This window comes from Rouxiella chamberiensis (genome assembly GCF_026967475.1).
Classification (GTDB): Bacteria; Pseudomonadota; Gammaproteobacteria; order Enterobacterales; family Enterobacteriaceae; genus Rouxiella; species Rouxiella chamberiensis.
In genome coordinates this window covers 2460864-2481310 of sequence record NZ_CP114058.1, presented here as the reverse complement: position 1 = coordinate 2481310, position 20447 = coordinate 2460864, and the positions used below count along the sequence as shown (strand labels likewise).

The window sequence follows — 20447 nt, the reverse complement described above, 5'->3', positions numbered from 1 at the left end:
TATGGATTACGATTACATCATTATTGGTGCCGGTTCTGCCGGTAACGTGTTGGCCACGCGCCTGACCGAAGACAGCAGCGTCAGCGTTCTGCTGCTGGAAGCGGGCGGTCCCGACTATCGCGCCGATTTCCGCACCCAGATGCCTGCGGCGCTGGCGTTCCCGTTGCAGGGGCGTCGCTACAACTGGGCCTATGAAACCGATCCTGAGCCACACATGAACAACCGCCGCATGGAATGCGGACGCGGAAAAGGGCTGGGCGGTTCGTCGCTTATCAACGGAATGTGCTACATCCGCGGCAACGCGATGGACTTCGACAACTGGGCGACCGATCCGGCGCTTGGCAACTGGAGCTACCTCGACTGCCTGCCGTATTTCCGCAAGGCAGAAACCCGCGACATCGGCGAGAATGATTTTCACGGCGGTGACGGCCCGGTCAGCGTAGCCACGCCGAAAGCCGGCAATAATCCGCTGTTCCACGCGATGATAGAAGCCGGTGTGCAGGCGGGTTATCCGCGTACTGACGACCTGAACGGTTATCAGCAGGAAGGCTTTGGCCCGATGGACCGCACCGTAACGCCGAAAGGCCGTCGTGCGAGCACCGCGCGAGGCTATCTGGATCAGGCCAAGCCGCGCGCCAACCTGACCATTGTGACCCATGCGACCACTGACCGTATCCTGTTCGACGGTAAAACGGCGGTAGGCGTCAGTTATCTGAAAGGCGACAGCGTCGAGCACGTCGAAGCACGGGCAAAACGCGAAGTGTTGCTGTGCAGCGGAGCCATCGCTTCGCCGCAGATTCTGCAACGTTCCGGCGTCGGTCCGGCAGCATTGCTGCAATCGCTGGATATCCCCGTGGTTCACGACCTGCCGGGTGTCGGCGAGAACTTGCAGGATCACCTGGAAATGTACCTGCAGTACAGCTGCAAGGAGCCTGTGTCGCTTTATCCGGCGCTGCAGTGGCACAATCAGCCGAAAATCGGTGCCGAATGGCTGTTCAACGGCACGGGCGTCGGTGCGAGTAACCAGTTTGAAGCCGGTGGCTTTATCCGCAGTCGCGAAGAATTTACCTGGCCGAACATTCAGTATCACTTCCTGCCGGTCGCGATTAACTATAACGGCAGCAACGCCGTGAAAGAGCACGGGTTCCAGGCTCACGTAGGTTCCATGCGCTCGCCGAGCCGTGGTCGCGTGCAGGTGAAAACCAAGGATCCGCGCCAGCATCCGAGCATTCTGTTCAACTATATGTCGAGCGAACAGGACTGGCACGAATTCCGCGATGCGATTCGCATTACCCGCGAGATAATGGCGCAGCCTGCGCTCGACCGTTATCGTGGCCGCGAAATCAGTCCGGGCATCGAGGTGCAGACCGATGAAGAGCTGGACGCGTTTATCCGCGAACACGCCGAAACGGCCTTCCACCCGTGTGGTACCTGTAAGATGGGCAGCGACGAGATGTCTGTTGTTGACGGACAGGGCCGCGTTCACGGCATGCAGAACCTGCGTGTTGTCGATGCCTCTATCATGCCGCAGATAATCACCGGTAACCTGAACGCCACCACAATCATGATCGGCGAGAAAATGGCCGACGCGATTCGGGGTCGTCAGCCACTGCCGAGAAGTACCACAGAATATTATCAGGCCAACGGCGCACCGGTTCGTACAGAACCTGCCAAAAAATTCTCCTGATAGTCAGCGTTGCACCGCATCAAAGAGACGACCTTAGGGTCGTCTTTTTTTCATCTCGTTGAATTGCGGCGTTATACCCAAAACAAATAAACGCAAGGCGATAAAGCATAACAGCGCGATAAATATGTGATCATGATCACATAAAAAGTGTATTGGAATGAAACAGAAATTGACAAAGGTTGACCAAGTCGATAATTAAGGGGGCGACAAGTGAGCTGTTTGCAGAATTTTCCGATGTGCCGTTTTTTTGAACGTGTTTGTTTACCGGAATGCATTAGCCATTTAGCCGTGTCGTTAAAACTTCTACTCGTCTCCTTTTGCAGGGAGTTGCTTTCCTTTTCGCTTCTGGTAATTCATGAAAAATACAATCTTACTGGCAGGTGCACTCGTTGTTTCGACTTTCAGCACGCAAACGCTTGCGGAAGACCTTAAAGATCAATACGTTTCCGATTGGTGGCATCAAAGCATCAACGTGGTAGGCAGCTATCACACCCGCTTTGGACCGCAACTGAACAACGATGTGTATCTCGAATACGAAGCCTTTGCGCATAAAGACTGGTTCGACTTCTACGGCTATGTCGATGTGCCTAAATTCTTCGGCGTAGGCAATGGCAACGATAACGGCATCTGGGACAAGAAAGCCGGTTCTCCGCTGTTTATGGAGATTGAACCGCGTTTCTCCATCGATAAACTGACCGGCACCGACCTGAGCGTGGGCCCGTTCAAAGAGTGGTATTTCGCCAACAACTATATCTATGACATGGGTCCCAATAACGCCAATCGCCAGAACACCTGGTACATGGGTCTGGGCACCGACGTCAATACCTACACTCCGCTGAATCTGTCCCTTAACGTTTATGCCAAATATCAATGGCAGAACTATGGCGCAGCCAACGAAAACCAGTGGGACGGTTACCGTTTCAAGGTCAAATACTTCCTGCCGCTGGGCGATATGTGGGGCGGAAAAATCAGCTATATCGGCTTTACCAACTTTGACTGGGGCTCAGACCTTGCCGACAACGGCAATACGTCTCGCAGCAACAACTCCATTGCTTCCAGCCATATTCTGGCGTTGAACTACGCGCATTGGCACTATTCGTTTGTGGCGCGTTACTTCCACAACGGCGGGCAGTGGGAAGACGGTACCGGCCTGAACTTCGGCAAAGGGGATTTCAACGTCAAATCCACCGGCTGGGGTTACTACGCGGTTATCGGATACAGCTTCTAATACGCTGTTAGGTAAAGAGTTTTACAGCCGCCCTGCGAGTAATTCCGCAGGGCGGTTTTTTATTTGTTTACGTTATGTTTAAACGCAATGCAGTAGTTTGGGGAGAAATAATTAGACATCATTACGAACAGATCGGCGAACTTTCAGGTTTGAACTAAATTTAATTCTGACGGCAAAGCGATCTATTGAAAAAAGGTTTTGTTATGTTTTCCTCCTCTGAGAGTGCGCGTATTTTTGTGGGGTGCGATCCCAACGATTGTGACCTGGAACAAATGATGGTGCTGGAATACAGCCTGCGCAAGCACGCCTCCATTCCGCTGGAAATTGTCTGGATGAGACTGTCGCGGGATCCCCAAAGTTTCTGGTTCTCCGATGGCAAGGGCGCAGGCTGGACCACCGACCGCTGGGCCACGCCTTTTTCCGCCTTTCGCTGGGGTATTCCGGCTTACTGCAATTTCACGGGCCGCGCCCTGTACCTCGACGCCGACATCATGTTTATGAGCGATGTCGCCGAAATGTGGCATCACCCGATAGACCGGTGCCGTGCGATGCTCGCCTCCGGGAGCGGCAAAGAACTTCGTCTCGGCGAAATCCTCTGGGACTGCGCCGCCGCAAAAGCCGTGCTGCCGGATATCCGCGACCTGCACCGCGAGCCGGAGGGCCACAAAAAGCTTCAGCACTTTTTCGAAGACAATCCGCAAAAAGTTCAGCCATTGGGCGCGCAATACAGCAATATCGACGGCGACGACATCCCGCTCGAGGAGCTAAAAGCGGTGCATTATTCCAAGATGGGCACGCAGTTTTCGCATCAGTTTGCGCTGCCGCGACTACAGGCCGAGCAGAAGGGGCACTGGTTTGACGGAAAAATCGAGCCGCATCCGCGCGACGAACTGCGTCAGCGGTTTGAAGAGTATTACCATGAAGCCCTTGCCGCCGGTTATTCCCTTGATAATTATCGTAATCAGGAAGTCTTTGGCGCGTTCAACAAACAGTCGCAAAACGCGGGCGGCCATAAAAAACGTCGGCCTTTATTCAAGCGCCTGTTTGGCAGCCTTGCGGGCTAATCCACCTTGTCTTGTTCGCGCTATCTCACCGGTAGCGCAATAATTCACCAAAACTTCGCACGATCTCTGGCGCCGTTTATGGCATAATGCGCGCCAAATCACACTTGATACTCAAAATCCTTCAAGTTGCAGAGGCGCTGGCAGCTTTCACTGTACCTGATGACTTACTCAAGTAAGCGTTGCGGGTTACTTGCCATTGCCACTTTTCACTGCGTCCTGAAATCGACTGAGTATGTTTAACCCTATTAAACTTAAGAGCGAGCTCTGTGCTAAGTACTTACAACATCACCATGCAATTCGGCAGCAAGCCGCTATTTGAAAACATCAATGTCAAATTCGGTGGCGGTAACCGCTACGGTTTGATAGGCGCGAACGGCTGCGGCAAATCGACCTTCATGAAAATCCTCGGCGACGATCTTGTGCCGTCGGGCGGCAACGTCGTGCTCGACCCGAACGAACGTCTGGGTAAGCTGCGTCAGGATCAGTTCGCGTTTGAACAATATAGCGTGCTGGATACCGTCATCATGGGCCACACCGAACTGTGGGCCGTGAAGGAAGAGCGTGACAAAATTTACGCCATGGCAGAGATGAGCGAAGAAGACGGCTATAAAGTCGCCGATCTCGAAGTGGCCTACGGCGAAATGGACGGCTACAGCGCCGAATCCCGCGCCGGTGAACTTCTGCTGGGTGTAGGTATTCCGGTTGAACAGCATTACGGCCCGATGAGCGAAATCGCGCCGGGCTTCAAGCTCCGCGTATTGCTGGCTCAGGCATTGTTCTCCGACCCTGAAATTCTGCTGCTCGACGAACCGACGAACAACCTCGACATCGATACCATTCGCTGGCTTGAGCAGGTGCTGAACGAACGTAACAGCACCATGATCATCATTTCGCACGACCGTCACTTCCTGAACATGGTCTGTACGCACATGGCTGACCTGGACTACGGCGAGCTGCGCGTTTATCCGGGCAACTACGACGAATACATGACGGCGGCAACGCAGGCTCGTGAACTGCTGAATGCCAACAATGCCAAGAAAAAGGCGCAGATTGCCGAACTGCAATCTTTCGTCAGCCGCTTCAGCGCCAACGCCTCGAAATCCAAGCAGGCGACCTCGCGTGCCAAGAAGATAGACAAAATCCAGCTGGACGAAGTCAAGGCATCAAGCCGTCAAAACCCGTACATGCGCTTCGAGCAGGACAAGAAACTGTTCCGTAACGCGCTTGAAGTGGAAGGCATCACCAAAGGTTTCGACAACGGCCCGCTGTTCAAGGGCTTCAACCTGATGCTCGAAGTCGGCGAGAAAGTCGCGATTCTGGGTGCCAACGGCGTGGGTAAATCCACCCTGCTGAAAACGCTGGTCGGCGATACGCTGCCAGACGCCGGTACCGTCAAATGGTCCGAAAACAGCAAAATCGGTTATTACGCGCAGGACCACGAATATGAATTCGATGACAACCTGAACGTGTTTGACTGGATGAGCCAGTGGAAAGCCGAATCAGACGACGAGCAGGCCGTGCGCGGTATTCTGGGCCGTCTGCTGTTTGGTCAGGACGACATCAAGAAGAAGGTCAAAGTGCTTTCCGGTGGTGAAAAGGGCCGTATGCTCTTTGGCAAGCTGATGATGCAGAAACCAAATATTCTGGTCATGGACGAACCAACCAACCACCTGGATATGGAATCCATCGAATCACTGAACATGGCGCTGGAAATGTACGAAGGTACGCTTATCTTCGTATCCCATGACCGTGAATTCGTCAGCTCGCTGGCTTCCCGCATTATCGAAATTACGCCAAACAAAATCACTGACTTCACCGGTAATTACGAAGATTACCTGCGTAGCCAGGGCATCAACAGCTAATCAGGCGCGTTGAAAACGAAAAGGCCGATCGCGATGATCGGCCTTTTTTTATGCCCGAAAGTCAGGTTTTAGCTTCCGCACACCTCGCAACGCGGATTCTTCGCAAGCGTCATCTCTCTAAATTGCAGCGTCATGGCGTCGAACATCAGCAGTCGACCCGCCTTGACCTCGCCATAGTGCGTGAGCAGTTTAATCGCTTCCATCGCCTGCAAACTGCCGATGGTGCCGACCAGCGGCGCCATGACGCCCGCTTCGACGCAGGTGAGCGCCTGGTTCGCCGAAAAGTCGGCTAAGGCAACGATAGCAAGGTTCGCCATCCTGATAGGTAAAGACGCTGATCTGGCCTTCCATGCGAATCGCCGCGCCCGACACCAGCGGCGTTTTATGGGTAAAGCAGGCGCGATTAAGCTGATTGCGCGTCTCGATGTTATCGGTACAGTCGAGCACCAGGTCACAGTGGGCGACAAGCGCCGAAAGCGCGTCGGATTCGAGCTGCGTGTCGATTTGCTCGAGCGCCACATGTGGATTGATGCCCGTCAGCGAAAGCGCCGCCGAGGCCACTTTTTTCATGCCGATACGTGCGTCGGTATGCAGCGTTTGGCGTTGCAGATTGGAGAGCGACACGCAGTCGAAGTCGAGCAGGGTAAGACGACCGATGCCGGCGGCGGCCAGATACTGCGCCGCTGCGCAGCCCAAACCGCCAAGCCCGACCACCAGCGCGTGGCTGGCCTTGAGCTTTTCCTGTCCATCGAAATCGAAACCGCGCAGAACTATCTGGCGGTTATAGCGCAGCGTTTCCGCATCGCTCAACTCGGGCAGCGTCATAAGCCTATCCTTTCAGCAGTGCGTTAAACGGCTCGACCTCAACCCATTCGCCGACGGCCACATCGCCGCGTTCGCGTTCAAGCACCACAAAGCAGTTGGCGAGGCTGTAGGAGCTAAAGACGTGCGAACCCTGCGGGCCTGTAGTTCGCGCCTCAAGTTCGCCCTGCGAATTATGACTGAACACGGCGCGCTGGAAATCCAGTCGGCCCGGTGTTTTTTTGAAGGCGGTCGCGGCTTTGGCACGCAGGCGCGGCGGCAGACTCCAGTCACTTTGCGCCGAAAGTTTGGCGATGAGAGGCTGCACTAGTTGATAGAAGGTCAGCGCGGCAGACACGGGATTGCCCGGCAGACCGCAGAACCAGGCGTTGCTCAGTTTCCCGAAGGCAAACGGCTTGCCGGGTTTGATAGCCAGCTTCCAGAAACCGATTTTGCCTATCTCTTCGAGCATGGTTTTGGTGTAGTCCGCTTCGCCGACGGAAACGCCGCCGCTGCTGATAACCAGATCGGCAAACGCGTCGGCCTGGTTAAACGCCTGACGCAGGGCCTCGGGATCGTCGCGAATAATGCCGAGATCCAGCACTTCGCAGCCAAGCTGGTTCAGCATCAGATGTACCGCAAAACGGTTGGTGTCATAGATTTGCCCCTCTTTCAGCGGCGTGCCGACCGGCTGAAGTTCATCGCCGGTCGAGAACACGGCCACCTTGAGACGACGATTGACTTCCACTTTCTCGACGCCCAGGGACGCCAGCAGCGGCAGTTGAGCGGCACCCAGACGCACACCTGCACCCAGCACTTCCTGGCCTTCACGGATGTCGTCGCCTATCAGGCGAATATTCTGTCCCGGCACGATAGAGGCCGTAAAACGTACACCGGCGTCCAGCACTTCTGCTTCTTCCTGCATGATAACTACGTCGGCACCGGCGGGAACCGGGGCGCCGGTCATGATGCGGATGCAGCTTCCCGTCGGCCACTCGCCCGAGAAAGGCGCGCCGGCAAAGGCTTTGCCCGCGACAGGAAAGACGGCGTCGGCATGAAAATCGGCACTGCGAAGCGCATAACCGTCCATCGCGGAGTTATCGAAAGGCGGAACAAACACCGGCGAGCGAACGGGGCTTGCGGTAATGCGCCCGGCCGAGGCGGTCAGCGGCAGCCACTGCGTGTCGTTTTGGGTCAGCGGCGCGGTTTGCGTCAGCATTTTTTCCAGCGCGTCCTGCAAAGAAATCAGGCCGGAAGTGAAGGTGTTTTCCATCATTGAACCCTTTTTTACCGGCCAAAACAGGGCGAAACCTGGCCGGTGATGTAAAAAATATTCTTTCATTATGCCAGAGAAATGGTGGTCCATTAAGCGTACAGCCCCAAGTCGGTGTGCTTTCGTTTAAAAGAAAATGGCGCGTAAAAATGAAATTTATAAAAAAGATCTCAAAATAATGAGATCGATCGCAAAAATGGGTGAGACAACAGCGTATCATTAGCCTCGATTTTGTGATGGATGTCACATAAAATTGTCTTCCGCGTTTGGAGTTGCATCGTGATGAAAAAAACCGCCACCAGGCCATACTGAAATTGGTGGATCAGCATGAGGTAGTTCAGGTAAACGAGTTAGCGCAGTGGTTGGCAGTGAGTCTGGAAACGATTCGCCGCGACCTCAACGAAATGCAAGACAAAGGATTGATTCAGCGCCGCCACGGTAGGGCACGTCGCGTAGATCCCATGCCGTCCTTCGGCTGGATCAACAGCTTGCAGCGCATCTCGCCGAATTGACTATCTCGCCATAAAAAAGGGGAAATCAGCGCCGCTGGTTTTCCTTTTTTATCATTTCCCGCCCCACGTTATTCGATTTTATCCGCAATTTTCTCTAAATATTCTAAGCAATTAACCGCTTTTGCGTGGACTTCACTTTCAGCTTTACTTACGCTGACCGGCTAAATATAGTCAAAATCTTCGACTATTCTTTAGACTGCCTTTGCGGCAAAAGAGCACACTCATGACGAATTCAAGCACCTTGTCTCGCGGCGCTTCGCCACAATCCACCGCGCCGGTTGCGGTTATCGCCATTCACGGCGGCGCAGGCGCCATTACCCGTGCGGCAATGAGCGCCGAAAAAGAGCGCCTTTATCTGCAGGCGCTGGAGCGGATTGTCGCCAGCGGTCAGGCGATTCTGGCGGCGGGCGGCACGGCGCTGGACGCCGTGACCGAAGCCGGTTCGCCTGCTGGAAGAGTGTCCGCTGTTCAATGCGGGGACAGGGGCGGTAATGACCCATCAGGGCACGCACGAGCTGGATGCCTGCATTATGGACGGCCGCACGCTGGATGCAGGCGCGGTGAGCTGCGTCAGCCATATCCGCAACCCGATTCTGACTGCGCGAAAAGTGATGGAAGAGAGTCCGCACGTCCTGTTTACTGGCGCAGGTGCCGAGCAGTTTGCCCGCGACCATCAGCAGGAAATGGTCGCGGCAGACTACTTTTATACGCAGGAGCGTTATGACCAGCTTCAACGCGCGCGCCAGTGAAGGGATCATGCTCGATCACGATGCCGCCTCGCTTGCGGCGTCGCCGTCGGACGATCCTCTCGATCCCGATCGCAAATTTGGTACGGTAGGTGCCGTCGCGCTGGACATAATCGGTAATCTGGCGGCGGCAACCTCGACCGGGGGCATGACCAACAAGCAGGCCGGACGTGTGGGCGATACCCCCATTATCGGCGCAGGGTGCTACGCCAGCAACCGCACGGTCGCGGTTTCAAGCACCGGCACCGGCGAAGTCTTTATGCGCACCGTCGCCGCCTATGATGTGGCAGCACTGATTGAGTATGCGGGCATGACGCTGCAACAGGCCACCGACAAAGTGGTGATGGAAAAACTCGTCGCCCTTGACGGCGCGGGCGGCATGATTGCCATCGACCGTTTCGGCAATGTCTGTTTGCCGTTTAACAGCGAAGGCATGTATCGCGGCTTTGGCTATGTCGGCCAGGCACCCGAGGTTGGCATTTATCGATAAACCATGCGTTTCAGGGAGCAGTAAATGAGCAAGGAGTTACGGTGAACCAGAGAAACCCGGCCCCCTCCATACGGGCAATGCCTGACGAACAGGTCTTGTCGGTGCGCAATCTCGGCGTGCGATTTGCGCACGACGGACAGGTCATCGATGCGGTGCGTCATCTCGATTTCGAGGTAAAACGCGGCGAGACGCTGGCGATTGTCGGAGAGTCGGGATCGGGTAAATCCGTCACGTCGCTGGCGTTGATGCGGCTGGTCGAGCAGGGTGGCGGCGAGCTTCATCAGGGCGACATCCTGTTTCGGCGGCGGGCGGGAAACGTGGTTTCCCTGACCGCAGCCAGCCAGTCCGACATGCGCAAATTGCGCGGCGCGGATATGGCGATGATTTTTCAGGAGCCGATGACCTCGCTGAATCCCGTGTTTTCGGTCGGCGAGCAGATTGCCGAATCCATTCGACTCCATCAGGGCAAGGATAACGCCGCCGCCCGAGCCGAAGCGCTGCGCATGCTTGAGCTGGTACGTATTCCCGAAGCCAGAAATATCCTCGACAGTTATCCCCATCAGCTTTCCGGCGGTATGCGCCAGCGCGTAATGATAGCCATGGCGCTCTCCTGCAAACCCGCGCTGCTGATTGCCGACGAACCCACGACCGCGCTGGACGTCACCATTCAGGCGCAAATCCTGCAACTGATTCGTGTGCTGCAGCAAGAGATGCAGATGGCGGTGATTTTTATCACCCACGATATGGGCGTAGTCGCCGAAATCGCCGACCGCGTGCTGGTGATGTACAAGGGCGAAAGCGTGGAGGAGGGCGAGGTGAGCCGAATTTTCACCTCCCCGCAGCATCCTTACACCCGCGCGCTGCTGGCCGCCGTGCCGCAACTCGGGGCGATGAGGGGAACACAGCTGCCCGCCCGTTTTCCGCTGCTTGACGCCACGGGCCACACGTCCGCCGCCGGGAGCGAGGCGCTGATTCAAACGACCTTGGATCCCGCCGCCCGTCCCGTCCTGCAGGTGCGCAATCTGGTGACCCGTTTTCCGCTGCGCAGCGGCTGGCTCAATCGCGTCACCCGTTATGTTCACGCGGTCGAGAAGGTCAGCTTTGATCTGCATCCCGGTGAAACGCTGGCGCTGGTGGGCGAGTCGGGATGTGGCAAATCCACCACCGGGCGCTCGCTGCTGCGGCTGGTCGAAAGTCAGGGGGATCGGTGATTTTCAATGGCAAGACGGTGTTTGACGGCGAGCACGGTGGGCAAATCTCCGCCTCGTCGTTGCAGCATCTTCGGCGTGATATCCAGTTTATCTTTCAGGATCCCTATGCGTCGCTGGACCCTCGTCTTACCGTCGGGTATTCGATTATGGAACCCTTGCTGGTTCACGGTATCGGCACGCGTCAGGAAGCCAGAGAACGGGTGGCGTGGTTGCTTGAAAAGGTCGGGTTACTGCCCGAGCACGCCGAGCGTTATCCGCACGAGTTTTCAGGGGGCAGCGACAGCGAATCTGCATCGCCCGCGCGCTGGCGCTGAATCCGAAGGTAGTGATAGCCGACGAATCGGTGTCGGCGCTGGACGTCTCGATTCAGGCGCAGATAGTCAATTTGCTGATGGATTTGCAGAAAGAGTTCGGTATCGCATTTCTGTTTATTTCTCACGATATGGCGGTGGTCGAGCGAATCAGCCATCGCGTGGCGGTAATGTATCTGGGGCAAATTGTCGAGATTGGGCCGCGTGCGGCGGTGTTCGAGAACCCGCAGCATCCTTATACCCGCAAGTTGATGGCCGCCGTGCCGGTGGCGTCGCCGCAGCATCGGCGGGTCGAGCGCACATTGCAGGTCGACGAGATCCCGAGCCCGATTCGCCCCGTTGGCGACGACCCCGTGGTTGCGCCGCTGGTCGAGGTGTCACAGGGGCATTTCGTGGCACGTCATGCCGTCTCCAGCCTCTATTGACAGACGCCGTAGCAGGCACAATTGTTACTTTTACAGATGACTAAGGAAAAGGAATCAGTATGCAGCAGAAAATGATGCGCAAGGCTGTTTTGGCGACGCTGATGGTCAGCGCGATGGCCTCCGGCTCGGCCTGGGCGGCGAAGGACGTGGTGATTGCGGTGGGGTCGAACTTCACCTCGCTCGACCCTTACGACGCCAACGACACGCTGTCGCAGGCGGTTGCCAAATCTTTCTATCAGGGCCTGTTCGGCTTTGATAAAGACATGAAACTCGTCAACGTACTGGCCGAGAGCTACACGGTAAGCCAGGATGGACTGACCTATACCATCAAGCTGCATCCGGGAGTGAAATTCCAGGACGGCACCGACTTCAACGCCGCTGCGGTCAAAGTCAACCTTGACCGCGCCAGCAATCCCGACAGTCATCTCAAGCGCTACAACCTGTTCAAGATGATCGCCAACACCGAGGCGGTGGATGCCAACACGGTTAAAATTACGCTGAAAGCGCCGTTCTCGGCCTTTATCAACAATCTGGCGCACCCGTCGGCGGTGATGATTTCTCCTGCCGCACTGAGCAAATACGGCAAGGACATCGGCTTCCATCCGGTCGGCACCGGGCCTTACGCGCTGGAACAGTGGAACCAGACCGATTTTGTGAAGGTGAAGAAGTTTGACGGTTACTGGAAAAAGGGCGAGCCGAAGCTGGACACCATCACCTGGCGTCCCGTGGTGGACAACAACACCCGCGCCGCGATGCTGCAAACCGGCGAGGCGGATTTAGCCTATCCCGTGCCTTACGAACAGGCTGCGCTGCTCGAGAAAAACAGCAAACTGCAATTGGTGACGTCGCCGTCTATCCTGCAACGTTATATTAGTTTCAACGTAACGCAGAAGCCGTTCGACAACCTCAAGGTGCGTCAGGCCATTAACTACGCCATCAACAAGCAGGCGCTTATCAAGGTTGCCTTCGCCGGTTATGCCGTGCCTGCCGAAGGCCCACTGCCTGCCAATATCGAATTCTCCGCCAAATATCAGCCGTGGCCTTATGATCCTGCCAAGGCGCGCGAGACTGCTGAAGGAAGCCGGATATCCCAACGGTTTCAGCACCACGCTGTGGTCGTCGCACAACTCCAGCACCGCGCAGAAAGTGATTCAGTTTGCCCAGCAACAGCTGGCGCAGGTGGGCATCAAAGTGACGGTTACCGCCTTTGATGCCGCGCAGCGCGCCGCCCAGGTAGAAAACGTCGGGCAGAAAGAGTCGGGTCTGCGGATGTTCTACACCGGTTGGTCTGCCTCGACGGGTGAAGCCGACTGGGCGCTGTCGCCGCTGTTTGCCACCCAGTCTGCGCCGCCGAAACAGTTCAATACCGCGTTTTACAGCAATCCGCAGGTCGACAAAGATTTGAGCGATGCGCTGAACACCACCGACAAGGCCGAGAAAGCCAAACTGTACAAAGATGCACAGGACAAGATCTGGGCCGACGCGCCTTGGGCTTTCCTGGCGACCGAACGTCTGCTGTCGGTGAGCAACAAACGCCTGAGCGGTTTCTATGTGATGCCGGATACCTCATTCAACTTCGATGGCGCGGATGTGAAATAACCGCCGATTTGGCCGCTGCCCCGAGGCTACTCGGGGCAATAAAGGGATGAGAGCGTTGATGACAATACCCGTTTTATTATGCTGAATTATTTTATCCGCCGCCTGTTGGGGCTTATCCCGACCCTGCTTATCGTCGCCGTGCTGGTGTTTCTGTTTGTTCACCTGCTGCCCGGCGATCCGGCGCGTATGCTCGCCGGTCAAGATGCCGATGCCAGCGTCGTCGAGCTGGTCCGTCAGGATCTGGGCCTCGATAAACCTCTGTGGCAGCAGTTTATTACCTTCTTCGAGCGCGCGTTGCATGGCGATTTCGGGCATTCGATGGTTTCGAAACGCCCCGTAAGCGAAGAGATAAGTTCGCGCTTTATGCCAACGCTCTATCTCACGCTGACCAGCATGCTGTGGTCGGTGATCATGGGGCTGGTGATAGGCGTGGTTTCCGCCGTATGGCGCAACCGCTGGCCCGACCGTCTCGGCATGGCGCTGGCCGTCTCCGGCATTTCGTTTCCGGCGTTCGCGCTCGGCATGTTGCTGATGCAGGTCTTCTCGGTGCAGCTTGGCTGGCTGCCGACCGTCGGGGCCGACGGCTGGCGTAACTATATTCTGCCGTCACTGACGCTCGGCGCGGCGGTGGCTTCGATCATGGCGCGCTTTACCCGTGCCTCTTTTGTCGAAGTCATGCAGGAAGATTACATGCGCACCGCGCGCGCGAAGGGCGTACGCGAGTCGGTCGTGGTGGTGAAACACGGCCTGCGCAATGCCATGATCCCCGTGGTGACCATGATGGGATTGCAGTTCGGATTCCTGCTGGGCGGCTCCATAGTGGTCGAAAAGGTCTTCAACTGGCCCGGACTCGGACGTCTGCTGATAGACTCGGTGGAGATGCGCGACTATCCGGTGATTCAGGCCGAAGTTCTGCTGTTTTCGCTGGAGTTTATCCTGATTAACCTGTTGGTCGACATGCTCTACGCGGTCATCAACCCTTCCATTCGATACAAGTGAGTGAGCGCATGAAAAACTGGCGACGCAAGGCCGCGCTGGCATCCATGCCGCTGGTCACCCCAGACACACTAAGTCGAACGCCGGTGCGCACGCCGTGGCGCGCCTTCTGGCGACGTTTCCGCAAACAGCATATCGCGCTGGCCGCCGGATTGTTCGTTTTCCTGCTTATAGCCGCCGCCGTGTTTGCGCCGTGGCTGGTGCCGTTCGATCCCGAGAACTATTTTGATTATGACCGTCTGAACGAAGGGCCTTCCGCGATGCACTGGCTGGGTGTGGATTCGCTCGGACGCGATATCTTCAGCCGCATTCTGATGGGCGCACGAATTTCACTGGCGGCGGGCGTGCTGTCGGTTATTCTCGGCGCGGCTATCGGCACGGTGCTGGGGCTGATGGCGGGATATTACGAAGGCGGGTGGGACAGAATCACCATGCGCATCTGCGATGTGCTGTTTGCCTTTCCGGGGATTTTGCTGGCGATTGCCGTGGTGGCGATTATGGGCAGCGGCATGTCCAACGTGATTATCGCCGTCGCCATTTTCAGCATTCCGGCCTTTGCCCGACTGGTGCGCGCCAACACGCTGGTATTGAAGAATCTGACCTATATCGAGGCCGCGCGCAGCATTGGCGCGTCCGATACTGCGATTCTCTTTCGTCATATTCTGCCCGGCACCCTGTCGTCCGTGGTGGTCTATTTCACCATGCGCATCGGCACGTCGATAATCACTGCCGCCAGCCTGTCCTTTCTCGGCATGGGTGCGCAGCCGCCAACGCCGGAGTGGGGCGCAATGCTGAACGAAGCCCGCGCCGACATGGTGATGGCTCCGCACGTCGCCATCTTCCCGAGTCTGGCGATATTCCTGACGGTGCTGGCGTTCAATCTGCTGGGCGATGGCCTGCGCGATGCGCTGGACCCCAAACTCAAAAGTTAGCGGATCGGGCGTCGGGCAGGGTGCAACGGCCTGCTCGACGCCAATTCGACGGAGGGGGATTACTGCAGATTCTCGGCGTGGAAACGCAGGTGATCGTCGATAAAACTCGCAATGGTGAAATAGCTGTGGTCATAACCCGGCTGCACACGCAGCTGCAACGGCCATCCGCGCTGGCGGGCGATTTCGGCGAGTTTCGACGGTTGCAGCTGATCCGGCAGGAACTGATCGCTGTCGCCCTGATCGACCAGGATAGGGAACGTGGCCTGATCCGAAGGCAATACGCTCAGCAGATGACAACTGTCGTACTGCAACCACTGACTTTCGTCTTCACCCAGATACGCGGTGAAGGCTTTTTGACCCCACGGCACCTGTGCCGGATTGACGATAGGCGCGAAGGCCGAAACTGAACGGAAGCGCTGCGGATTGCGTAGGGCCAGCATCAATGCGCCGTGGCCGCCCATCGAGTGCCCCATGATAGACTGGCGATCGCTGATATTGAAATGGCTTTGTATCAACTGCGGCAGTTCGTCCACCAGATAGTCATACATGTGATAATGAGCAGACCAGGGCGCCTGGGTGGCGTTCAGATAGAATCCTGCGCCCTGACCCAAATCGTACCCCTGATCGTTGGCGACGTCGTCACCGCGCGGGCTGGTATCGGGCATGACCAGCACTATCCCCAGCTCGGCGGCTACGCGCTGGGCGCCGGCTTTGGTGGTAAAGTTTTCATCGTTGCAGGTCAGGCCGGACAGCCAGTACACCACCGGCGGCGGGTTGTCATCGCGGGGCGGCGGCAGATAAATGCTGAAAGTCGTGCTGCTCTGCAAGCTGCTGGAAAAATATCGATAGCGCTGCTGCCAGCCGTCAAACATCCGGTGTTCTTCCAGAAGTTCCAATGATGTGCTCATCTATTGCTCCTTGAGTATTTGTATTTTAATGCTTTATTATCAATGGATTGCGTTTATGACAATCAGTGGCTCGGCAACAGCTCGGGCGTGGCCGCGACGGCCTGCTGCTCCAGAATCTGTGCCTTGAGCGCCCGCACGTTCGGACCAAACGCATCGCGTCGCCAGAACAGCCAGGTAGTCGCTTCGGCAAAGGCATCGTCTATTTCATTAACCTGCACGCGCTCGGCACCCGGCAACTGGGCCAGCAGACTACGCGGCAGCATGGCGATGCCCGAACCACTGGCGACGCAGGCCAGCATCGAGTGATAAGACTGAATCTCCATCGTGTTATTGGCCTGCAAACCGGAATGTTTCAACCAGTTTTCCAGCCTTTGACGATACGAGCAGCTTGGGCGAAACGCAAATACCGTGTGTCCGGGGCGGCCCGGCAAATCGACCATCGGCGCTTCACCCAGGGGAGATATGATCACCATTCTTTCATGAAACGCGATGCAACCGCTCAAATCATCATAGTCTATCGGGCCGTCGGCAAGTCCGGCCGCCAGGCGACCCGACCGCACGCCTTCTATCGTTTCACCGGATGTCGCGGTAACGAGGGAGAGGGCAACCTGCGGATAATGCTGATGATATGTCGCCAGTAACGCAGGCAGCCGCGTGGCGGCCGTGCTTTCCATCGCGCCAAGAGAAAACTGGCCTGCGGGTTCACCGGCGTGGGTCAGCGCCATGGCCTCTTCGCTCAATGCCAGAATGCGCTGCGCATAATCGAGGAAGTTGCGTCCAAGCGCAGACAGCCTCAAACGCTGCTTTTCACGAATAAACAGGTCACTGCCCAGCTCCTGTTCAAGCTGGCGCAGGCGGGTTGTGAGATTGGAAGGCACGCGGTGCAACAGTTCGGCCGCGCGGGCCACCGATCCTGTTTCTGCCACGGAACAAAACATGCGGAGCTGGGTAAGATCCATAGCTGTTCTCTTATCGTCACTAAGTTGGTTTTAATTATTCACTATTCGTGATTCTATCTTTGGACCATGATGATGGAAAGCATTTATTCCAGCCGCCGACGACAGAAGTTTCGCGGCCTATCAATTCAAAAGGGGCAGGTATGGCATTTCGAGTGGCATTGACGGGATTTTTAGCGTTCGTGGTGGCGATGGGCATCGGGCGGTTTGCCTTTACGCCTCAGGTTCCCCTGATGATAGCCGAGCACCAGTTTACCCTGACGGGCGCGGGGCTGGTGGCGGCTTTCAACTATCTCGGCTATCTGTTCGGCGCCTATGATGCCATGAAATCAACGCGCCACGTCGAGCGCCGCTTGTGGATTGGCGTCTGGGGCGCAGTGGTGTTGACGCTGTTGTCTGCCGCCGTCACCGGCGAAGTGTGGCACTCGGCAATACGTTTCGCGATTGGCTGGACCAGCGGCTGGGCGATGGTGCTGGTGTCGGCCTGGTGCAATGAACGCCTCGCGCACTTTGGTCGTCCTGCGTTGAGCGCGGCCGTATTTGCAGGGCCGGGCGCGGGGATTCTGCTGAGCGGTATTCTGGCGGTGATTATCCACGGTGCCGCTCTGAGTGCGGCCGAAGCCTGGGCGGTGTATGGCGTGCTGGCCCTGATTCTGGTGGTGCTTATTACCCGCAATCTGCCGCGCGTCGGCGAACTGCATCGCGCCAACACCGTTGCCGAGCCGCTGGTCATGACGCCCGCGCTCAAGCGCCTGCTGCTGTCTTATAGCCTCGCCGGATTTGGTTATATCCTTCCCGCGACTTTTTTCTCGCAGATGGCGAATGCCCGTTTCCCCGACAGCCTGTTTGCCCAGTTTGTCTGGCCGGTATTTGGCGGCGCGGCGATTATCGGCATTATTATCGGTATTTTGACCCGTCATCTTCTGACCACGCATCAGCGGCTGGCGATTACCTTGTGGTTGCAGGGCTGCGGCGTGCTGTGTGCCGAGGTGGTGCCGGGTGTGAACGGCCTGATTCTGGGGGCCTTGCTGACCGGCGGCGGTTTCCTGTGCGTGGTGCAGCTGGCGTTGCAATACAGCCGCGAACTGGCTCCGAATCACAGCCGCTACATGGCCGGATTGCTGACCACGGGATATGCGGTCGGGCAGTTGATGGGCCCGCTGCTGTCGGCGATTTCCACTGCCTTGACACATCGGCTCGAACCGGCGCTTTACGTGGCAATGGCCGGATTTTGCGTGGCTGGGGCTTTGGTGATTCGACGCGGTCGATAACTTGCAGCTATTTCACCCATCATGAAGGACAATCACTGGATTCTGACGGCAGACTCCACTACAGTAAGCCACCTCATTTTGGTGTGCTTGGCACCAGGGTGGTATTAACTGCTGGAGAAGAAGAGAATGGCAACATTGAGTAAAGAAGCTGTACTGGTTCATGAGGCCCTGATGGCCCGTGGTCTTGAAACCCCGCTGCGTGAAGAGCCATCGCTGGACGCCGAGACACGTAAGCAGCGTATTAAAGAGCACATGACCGGTATCATGCAGTTGCTCAATCTTGATCTGACCGACGACAGTCTGGCCGAGACGCCAACGCGCATCGCCAAAATGTACGTCGACGAAATCTTCTCCGGTCTGGATTACGCCAACTTCCCGAAAATCACCGTCATCACCAACAAGATGAAGGTTGACGAGATGATTTCCGTGCGTGACATCACCCTGGTGAGCACCTGCGAGCACCACTTTGTCACCATCGACGGCAAGGCGACGGTAGCCTACATCCCGAAAGATGCGGTCATCGGTTTGTCTAAAATCAACCGTATCGTTCAGTTCTTCTCGCAGCGCCCGCAGGTGCAGGAGCGACTGACTCAGCAGATCCTGATTGCCCTGCAAACGTTGCTGGGCACCAAAGACGTTGCGGTCTCCATCGACGCGGTGCATTACTGCGTGAAGGCGCGCGGTATTCGTGACGCCACCAGCGCCACCACGACCACGTCACTGGGCGGCCTGTTCAAGACCAGTCAGAATACACGTCAGGAATTCCTGCGCACTATCCGCACCATCCGTCATAACTGATTGAAAGCAGTAAACTAAACTTCAGCACTTGCGGCACCTTATGGGTGCCGTTAGTCTATCTGTTTTCCGCTACAGGACGTCATCGATGCGCCCACGTATCGCCACGCTGGATTTCGCCCGTGGTATCGCCATTTTCGGCATTCTTCTGCTTAACATCAGCGCCTTCGGCCTGCCAAAAGCCGCCTATCTGAATCCTGCCTACGCCGGGCAACCTTCGTCGCTCGATGCCTGGACCTGGGCCGTGCTCGACGTGCTGGCGCAGGGCAAATTTCTGATGATGTTCGCGATGCTGTTCGGGGCAGGGCTGCAACTGCTGCTGCCGCGCGGCAAAGCCTGGATCCAGTCACGGCTGTCGCTGCTGGTCCTCTGTGGCCTTGTCCATGCCATTTTTTTCTGGGACGGCGATATTCTGCTGGCCTACGGCCTGATTGGGCTGGTGGTTCTGGCGGCTGGTCGGAGAGGCGAAAAACACGGCGTCGCTGCTGCGCACCGGCATTGTGCTCTATCTCATCGGCGTAGGCGTGTTGCTGCTGCTCGGGCTTATCTCTTCACCCAAACCCGGCAGTTTCTGGACGCCGGGTTACGCCGAAATTCAGTACGAGCGTTTATGGCATATTCAGGGCGGCCTGCAGGCCATCGACAATCGCCTTGATTTGCTGTCCTCGAGTCTGATTTCGATTGCGGTGCAATATGGCTGGGAGTTGGGCGGCGCGATGTTGATTGGAGCGAGCCTGATGCGCAGCGGCTGGCTTCGCGGCGAGTTTGCGCCCCGGCATTATCTGCGCCTTGCGGGCTTGTTGTTACCGCTTTCATGGTTGATGCAGATTGCCGCAGCGACCACCGCCTGGCAGACCGGCTGGGACTATCGCTGGAGCGGGTTTTACCTGCAGATTCCCCGCGAGTTAAGCGCATTGATGCTCGCCGTCGGCTATCTGGCGCTGTGTTACGGCTTTTGGCCCCTACTGGTGAGTCGTCGCTGGGTATGGGCGATATCGCAGGTCGGGCGAATGGCGCTGACCAACTATTTGCTGCAAACCCTGATCTGTGTATTCTTCTTCAATACCCTTGGTTTTTATCAGCATTTCAACCGGCTGCAACTCGTCGCGCTGGTGCCCGCGGTGTGGGCCATCAATTTACTGGTCACGTTAATATGGCTGCGGTATTTCAGGCAGGGACCGCTGGAATGGCTATGGCGCAGACTGACTGCGAAAGTGGCGGGCAGCCCCACCTGATGCATCGAGGCCGAGGCATTCTGTGACTTTTCAGGGAAAGTTGAAAAATTGTATGTAAACGTTTTCTATGCTGTGACGAGATTCACGCTGAACCTTCGTTAAAGCGTTTAGGATAGCGGTCGTGCAGAGTAAGCCGATCGCTTAA

General features: G+C 56.7%; 12 protein-coding genes and 5 pseudogenes. 13 read left to right on the top strand and 4 right to left on the bottom strand.

What is annotated here, in order from left to right:
- Position 1 precedes the first annotated feature (1 nt).
- The 4 genes from betA to O1V66_RS11485 all read left to right on the top strand — a co-directional run bounded on the left by betA (position 2) and on the right by O1V66_RS11485 (position 5841).
- A complete protein-coding gene (gene betA / locus O1V66_RS11500) occupies positions 2-1687 on the top strand; it encodes a choline dehydrogenase (protein ID WP_045046307.1) in 1686 nt (561 codons plus the stop codon).
- 355 nt (positions 1688-2042) lie between these two features.
- Positions 2043-2915 (top strand): nucleoside-specific channel-forming protein Tsx, encoded by an 873-nt coding sequence (locus O1V66_RS11495; RefSeq protein WP_045046308.1) that lies wholly within the window; start codon positions 2043-2045, stop codon positions 2913-2915.
- Between the two features lie 203 nt (positions 2916-3118).
- Positions 3119-3979 (top strand): glycosyltransferase family protein, encoded by an 861-nt coding sequence (locus O1V66_RS11490; protein ID WP_045046309.1) that lies wholly within the window; start codon positions 3119-3121, stop codon positions 3977-3979.
- A gap of 266 nt (positions 3980-4245) precedes the next feature.
- Complete coding sequence (locus tag O1V66_RS11485) at positions 4246-5841, top strand: ABC-F family ATPase (RefSeq protein ID WP_072045037.1); 1596 nt, start codon at positions 4246-4248, stop codon at positions 5839-5841.
- Between the two features lie 68 nt (positions 5842-5909).
- Here the strand turns inward: O1V66_RS11485 and moeB are convergent.
- Together moeB and moeA are read right to left on the bottom strand one after the other, a co-directional pair.
- Positions 5910-6666, bottom strand: a pseudogene (moeB, locus tag O1V66_RS11480) (molybdopterin-synthase adenylyltransferase MoeB).
- A gap of 4 nt (positions 6667-6670) precedes the next feature.
- On the bottom strand, positions 6671-7915 hold the full coding sequence (gene moeA / locus O1V66_RS11475; RefSeq protein WP_045046312.1) for a molybdopterin molybdotransferase MoeA: 1245 nt from the start codon (positions 7913-7915) through the stop codon (positions 6671-6673).
- A gap of 272 nt (positions 7916-8187) precedes the next feature.
- Between moeA and O1V66_RS11470 the strand changes: the two genes are divergently transcribed.
- The 6 genes and pseudogenes from O1V66_RS11470 (at position 8188) to gsiD (ending at position 15137) form a co-directional block, all read left to right on the top strand.
- Complete coding sequence (locus O1V66_RS11470; RefSeq protein ID WP_269127478.1) at positions 8188-8427, top strand: DeoR family transcriptional regulator; 240 nt, start codon at positions 8188-8190, stop codon at positions 8425-8427.
- Between the two features lie 223 nt (positions 8428-8650).
- Positions 8651-9663: pseudogene (locus O1V66_RS11465) on the top strand (isoaspartyl peptidase/L-asparaginase family protein).
- 77 nt (positions 9664-9740) lie between these two features.
- A pseudogene (locus O1V66_RS11460) lies at positions 9741-11610 on the top strand (dipeptide ABC transporter ATP-binding protein).
- A gap of 59 nt (positions 11611-11669) precedes the next feature.
- A pseudogene (gsiB, locus tag O1V66_RS11455) lies at positions 11670-13209 on the top strand (glutathione ABC transporter substrate-binding protein GsiB).
- A 78-nt stretch (positions 13210-13287) separates the two neighbouring features.
- Positions 13288-14208: a glutathione ABC transporter permease GsiC gene (gsiC, locus tag O1V66_RS11450; protein ID WP_045046317.1), complete on the top strand. Its 921-nt coding sequence runs from the start codon at positions 13288-13290 to the stop codon at positions 14206-14208.
- An 8-nt stretch (positions 14209-14216) separates the two neighbouring features.
- A complete protein-coding gene (gene gsiD, locus O1V66_RS11445; protein WP_045046318.1) occupies positions 14217-15137 on the top strand; it encodes a glutathione ABC transporter permease GsiD in 921 nt (306 codons plus the stop codon).
- 59 nt (positions 15138-15196) lie between these two features.
- On the opposite strand, the gene fghA is transcribed toward gsiD, so the two are convergent.
- Together fghA and ptrR are read right to left on the bottom strand one after the other, a co-directional pair.
- Positions 15197-16045: an S-formylglutathione hydrolase gene (gene fghA, locus O1V66_RS11440; RefSeq protein WP_045046319.1), complete on the bottom strand. Its 849-nt coding sequence runs from the start codon at positions 16043-16045 to the stop codon at positions 15197-15199.
- Between the two features lie 62 nt (positions 16046-16107).
- On the bottom strand, positions 16108-17004 hold the full coding sequence (ptrR, locus tag O1V66_RS11435) for a putrescine utilization regulator PtrR (protein WP_045046320.1): 897 nt from the start codon (positions 17002-17004) through the stop codon (positions 16108-16110).
- A gap of 140 nt (positions 17005-17144) precedes the next feature.
- On the opposite strand from ptrR, the gene O1V66_RS11430 reads away from it, so the two are divergent.
- The 3 genes and pseudogenes from O1V66_RS11430 to yeiB all read left to right on the top strand — a co-directional run bounded on the left by O1V66_RS11430 (position 17145) and on the right by yeiB (position 20302).
- On the top strand, positions 17145-18272 hold the full coding sequence (locus O1V66_RS11430) for a YbfB/YjiJ family MFS transporter (RefSeq protein WP_045046321.1): 1128 nt from the start codon (positions 17145-17147) through the stop codon (positions 18270-18272).
- Between the two features lie 126 nt (positions 18273-18398).
- Complete coding sequence (folE, locus tag O1V66_RS11425) at positions 18399-19070, top strand: GTP cyclohydrolase I FolE (protein ID WP_045046322.1); 672 nt, start codon at positions 18399-18401, stop codon at positions 19068-19070.
- An 85-nt stretch (positions 19071-19155) separates the two neighbouring features.
- Positions 19156-20302 (top strand): annotated as a pseudogene (gene yeiB / locus O1V66_RS11420) (DUF418 domain-containing protein YeiB).
- The last annotated feature ends 145 nt before the right edge of the window (positions 20303-20447 follow it).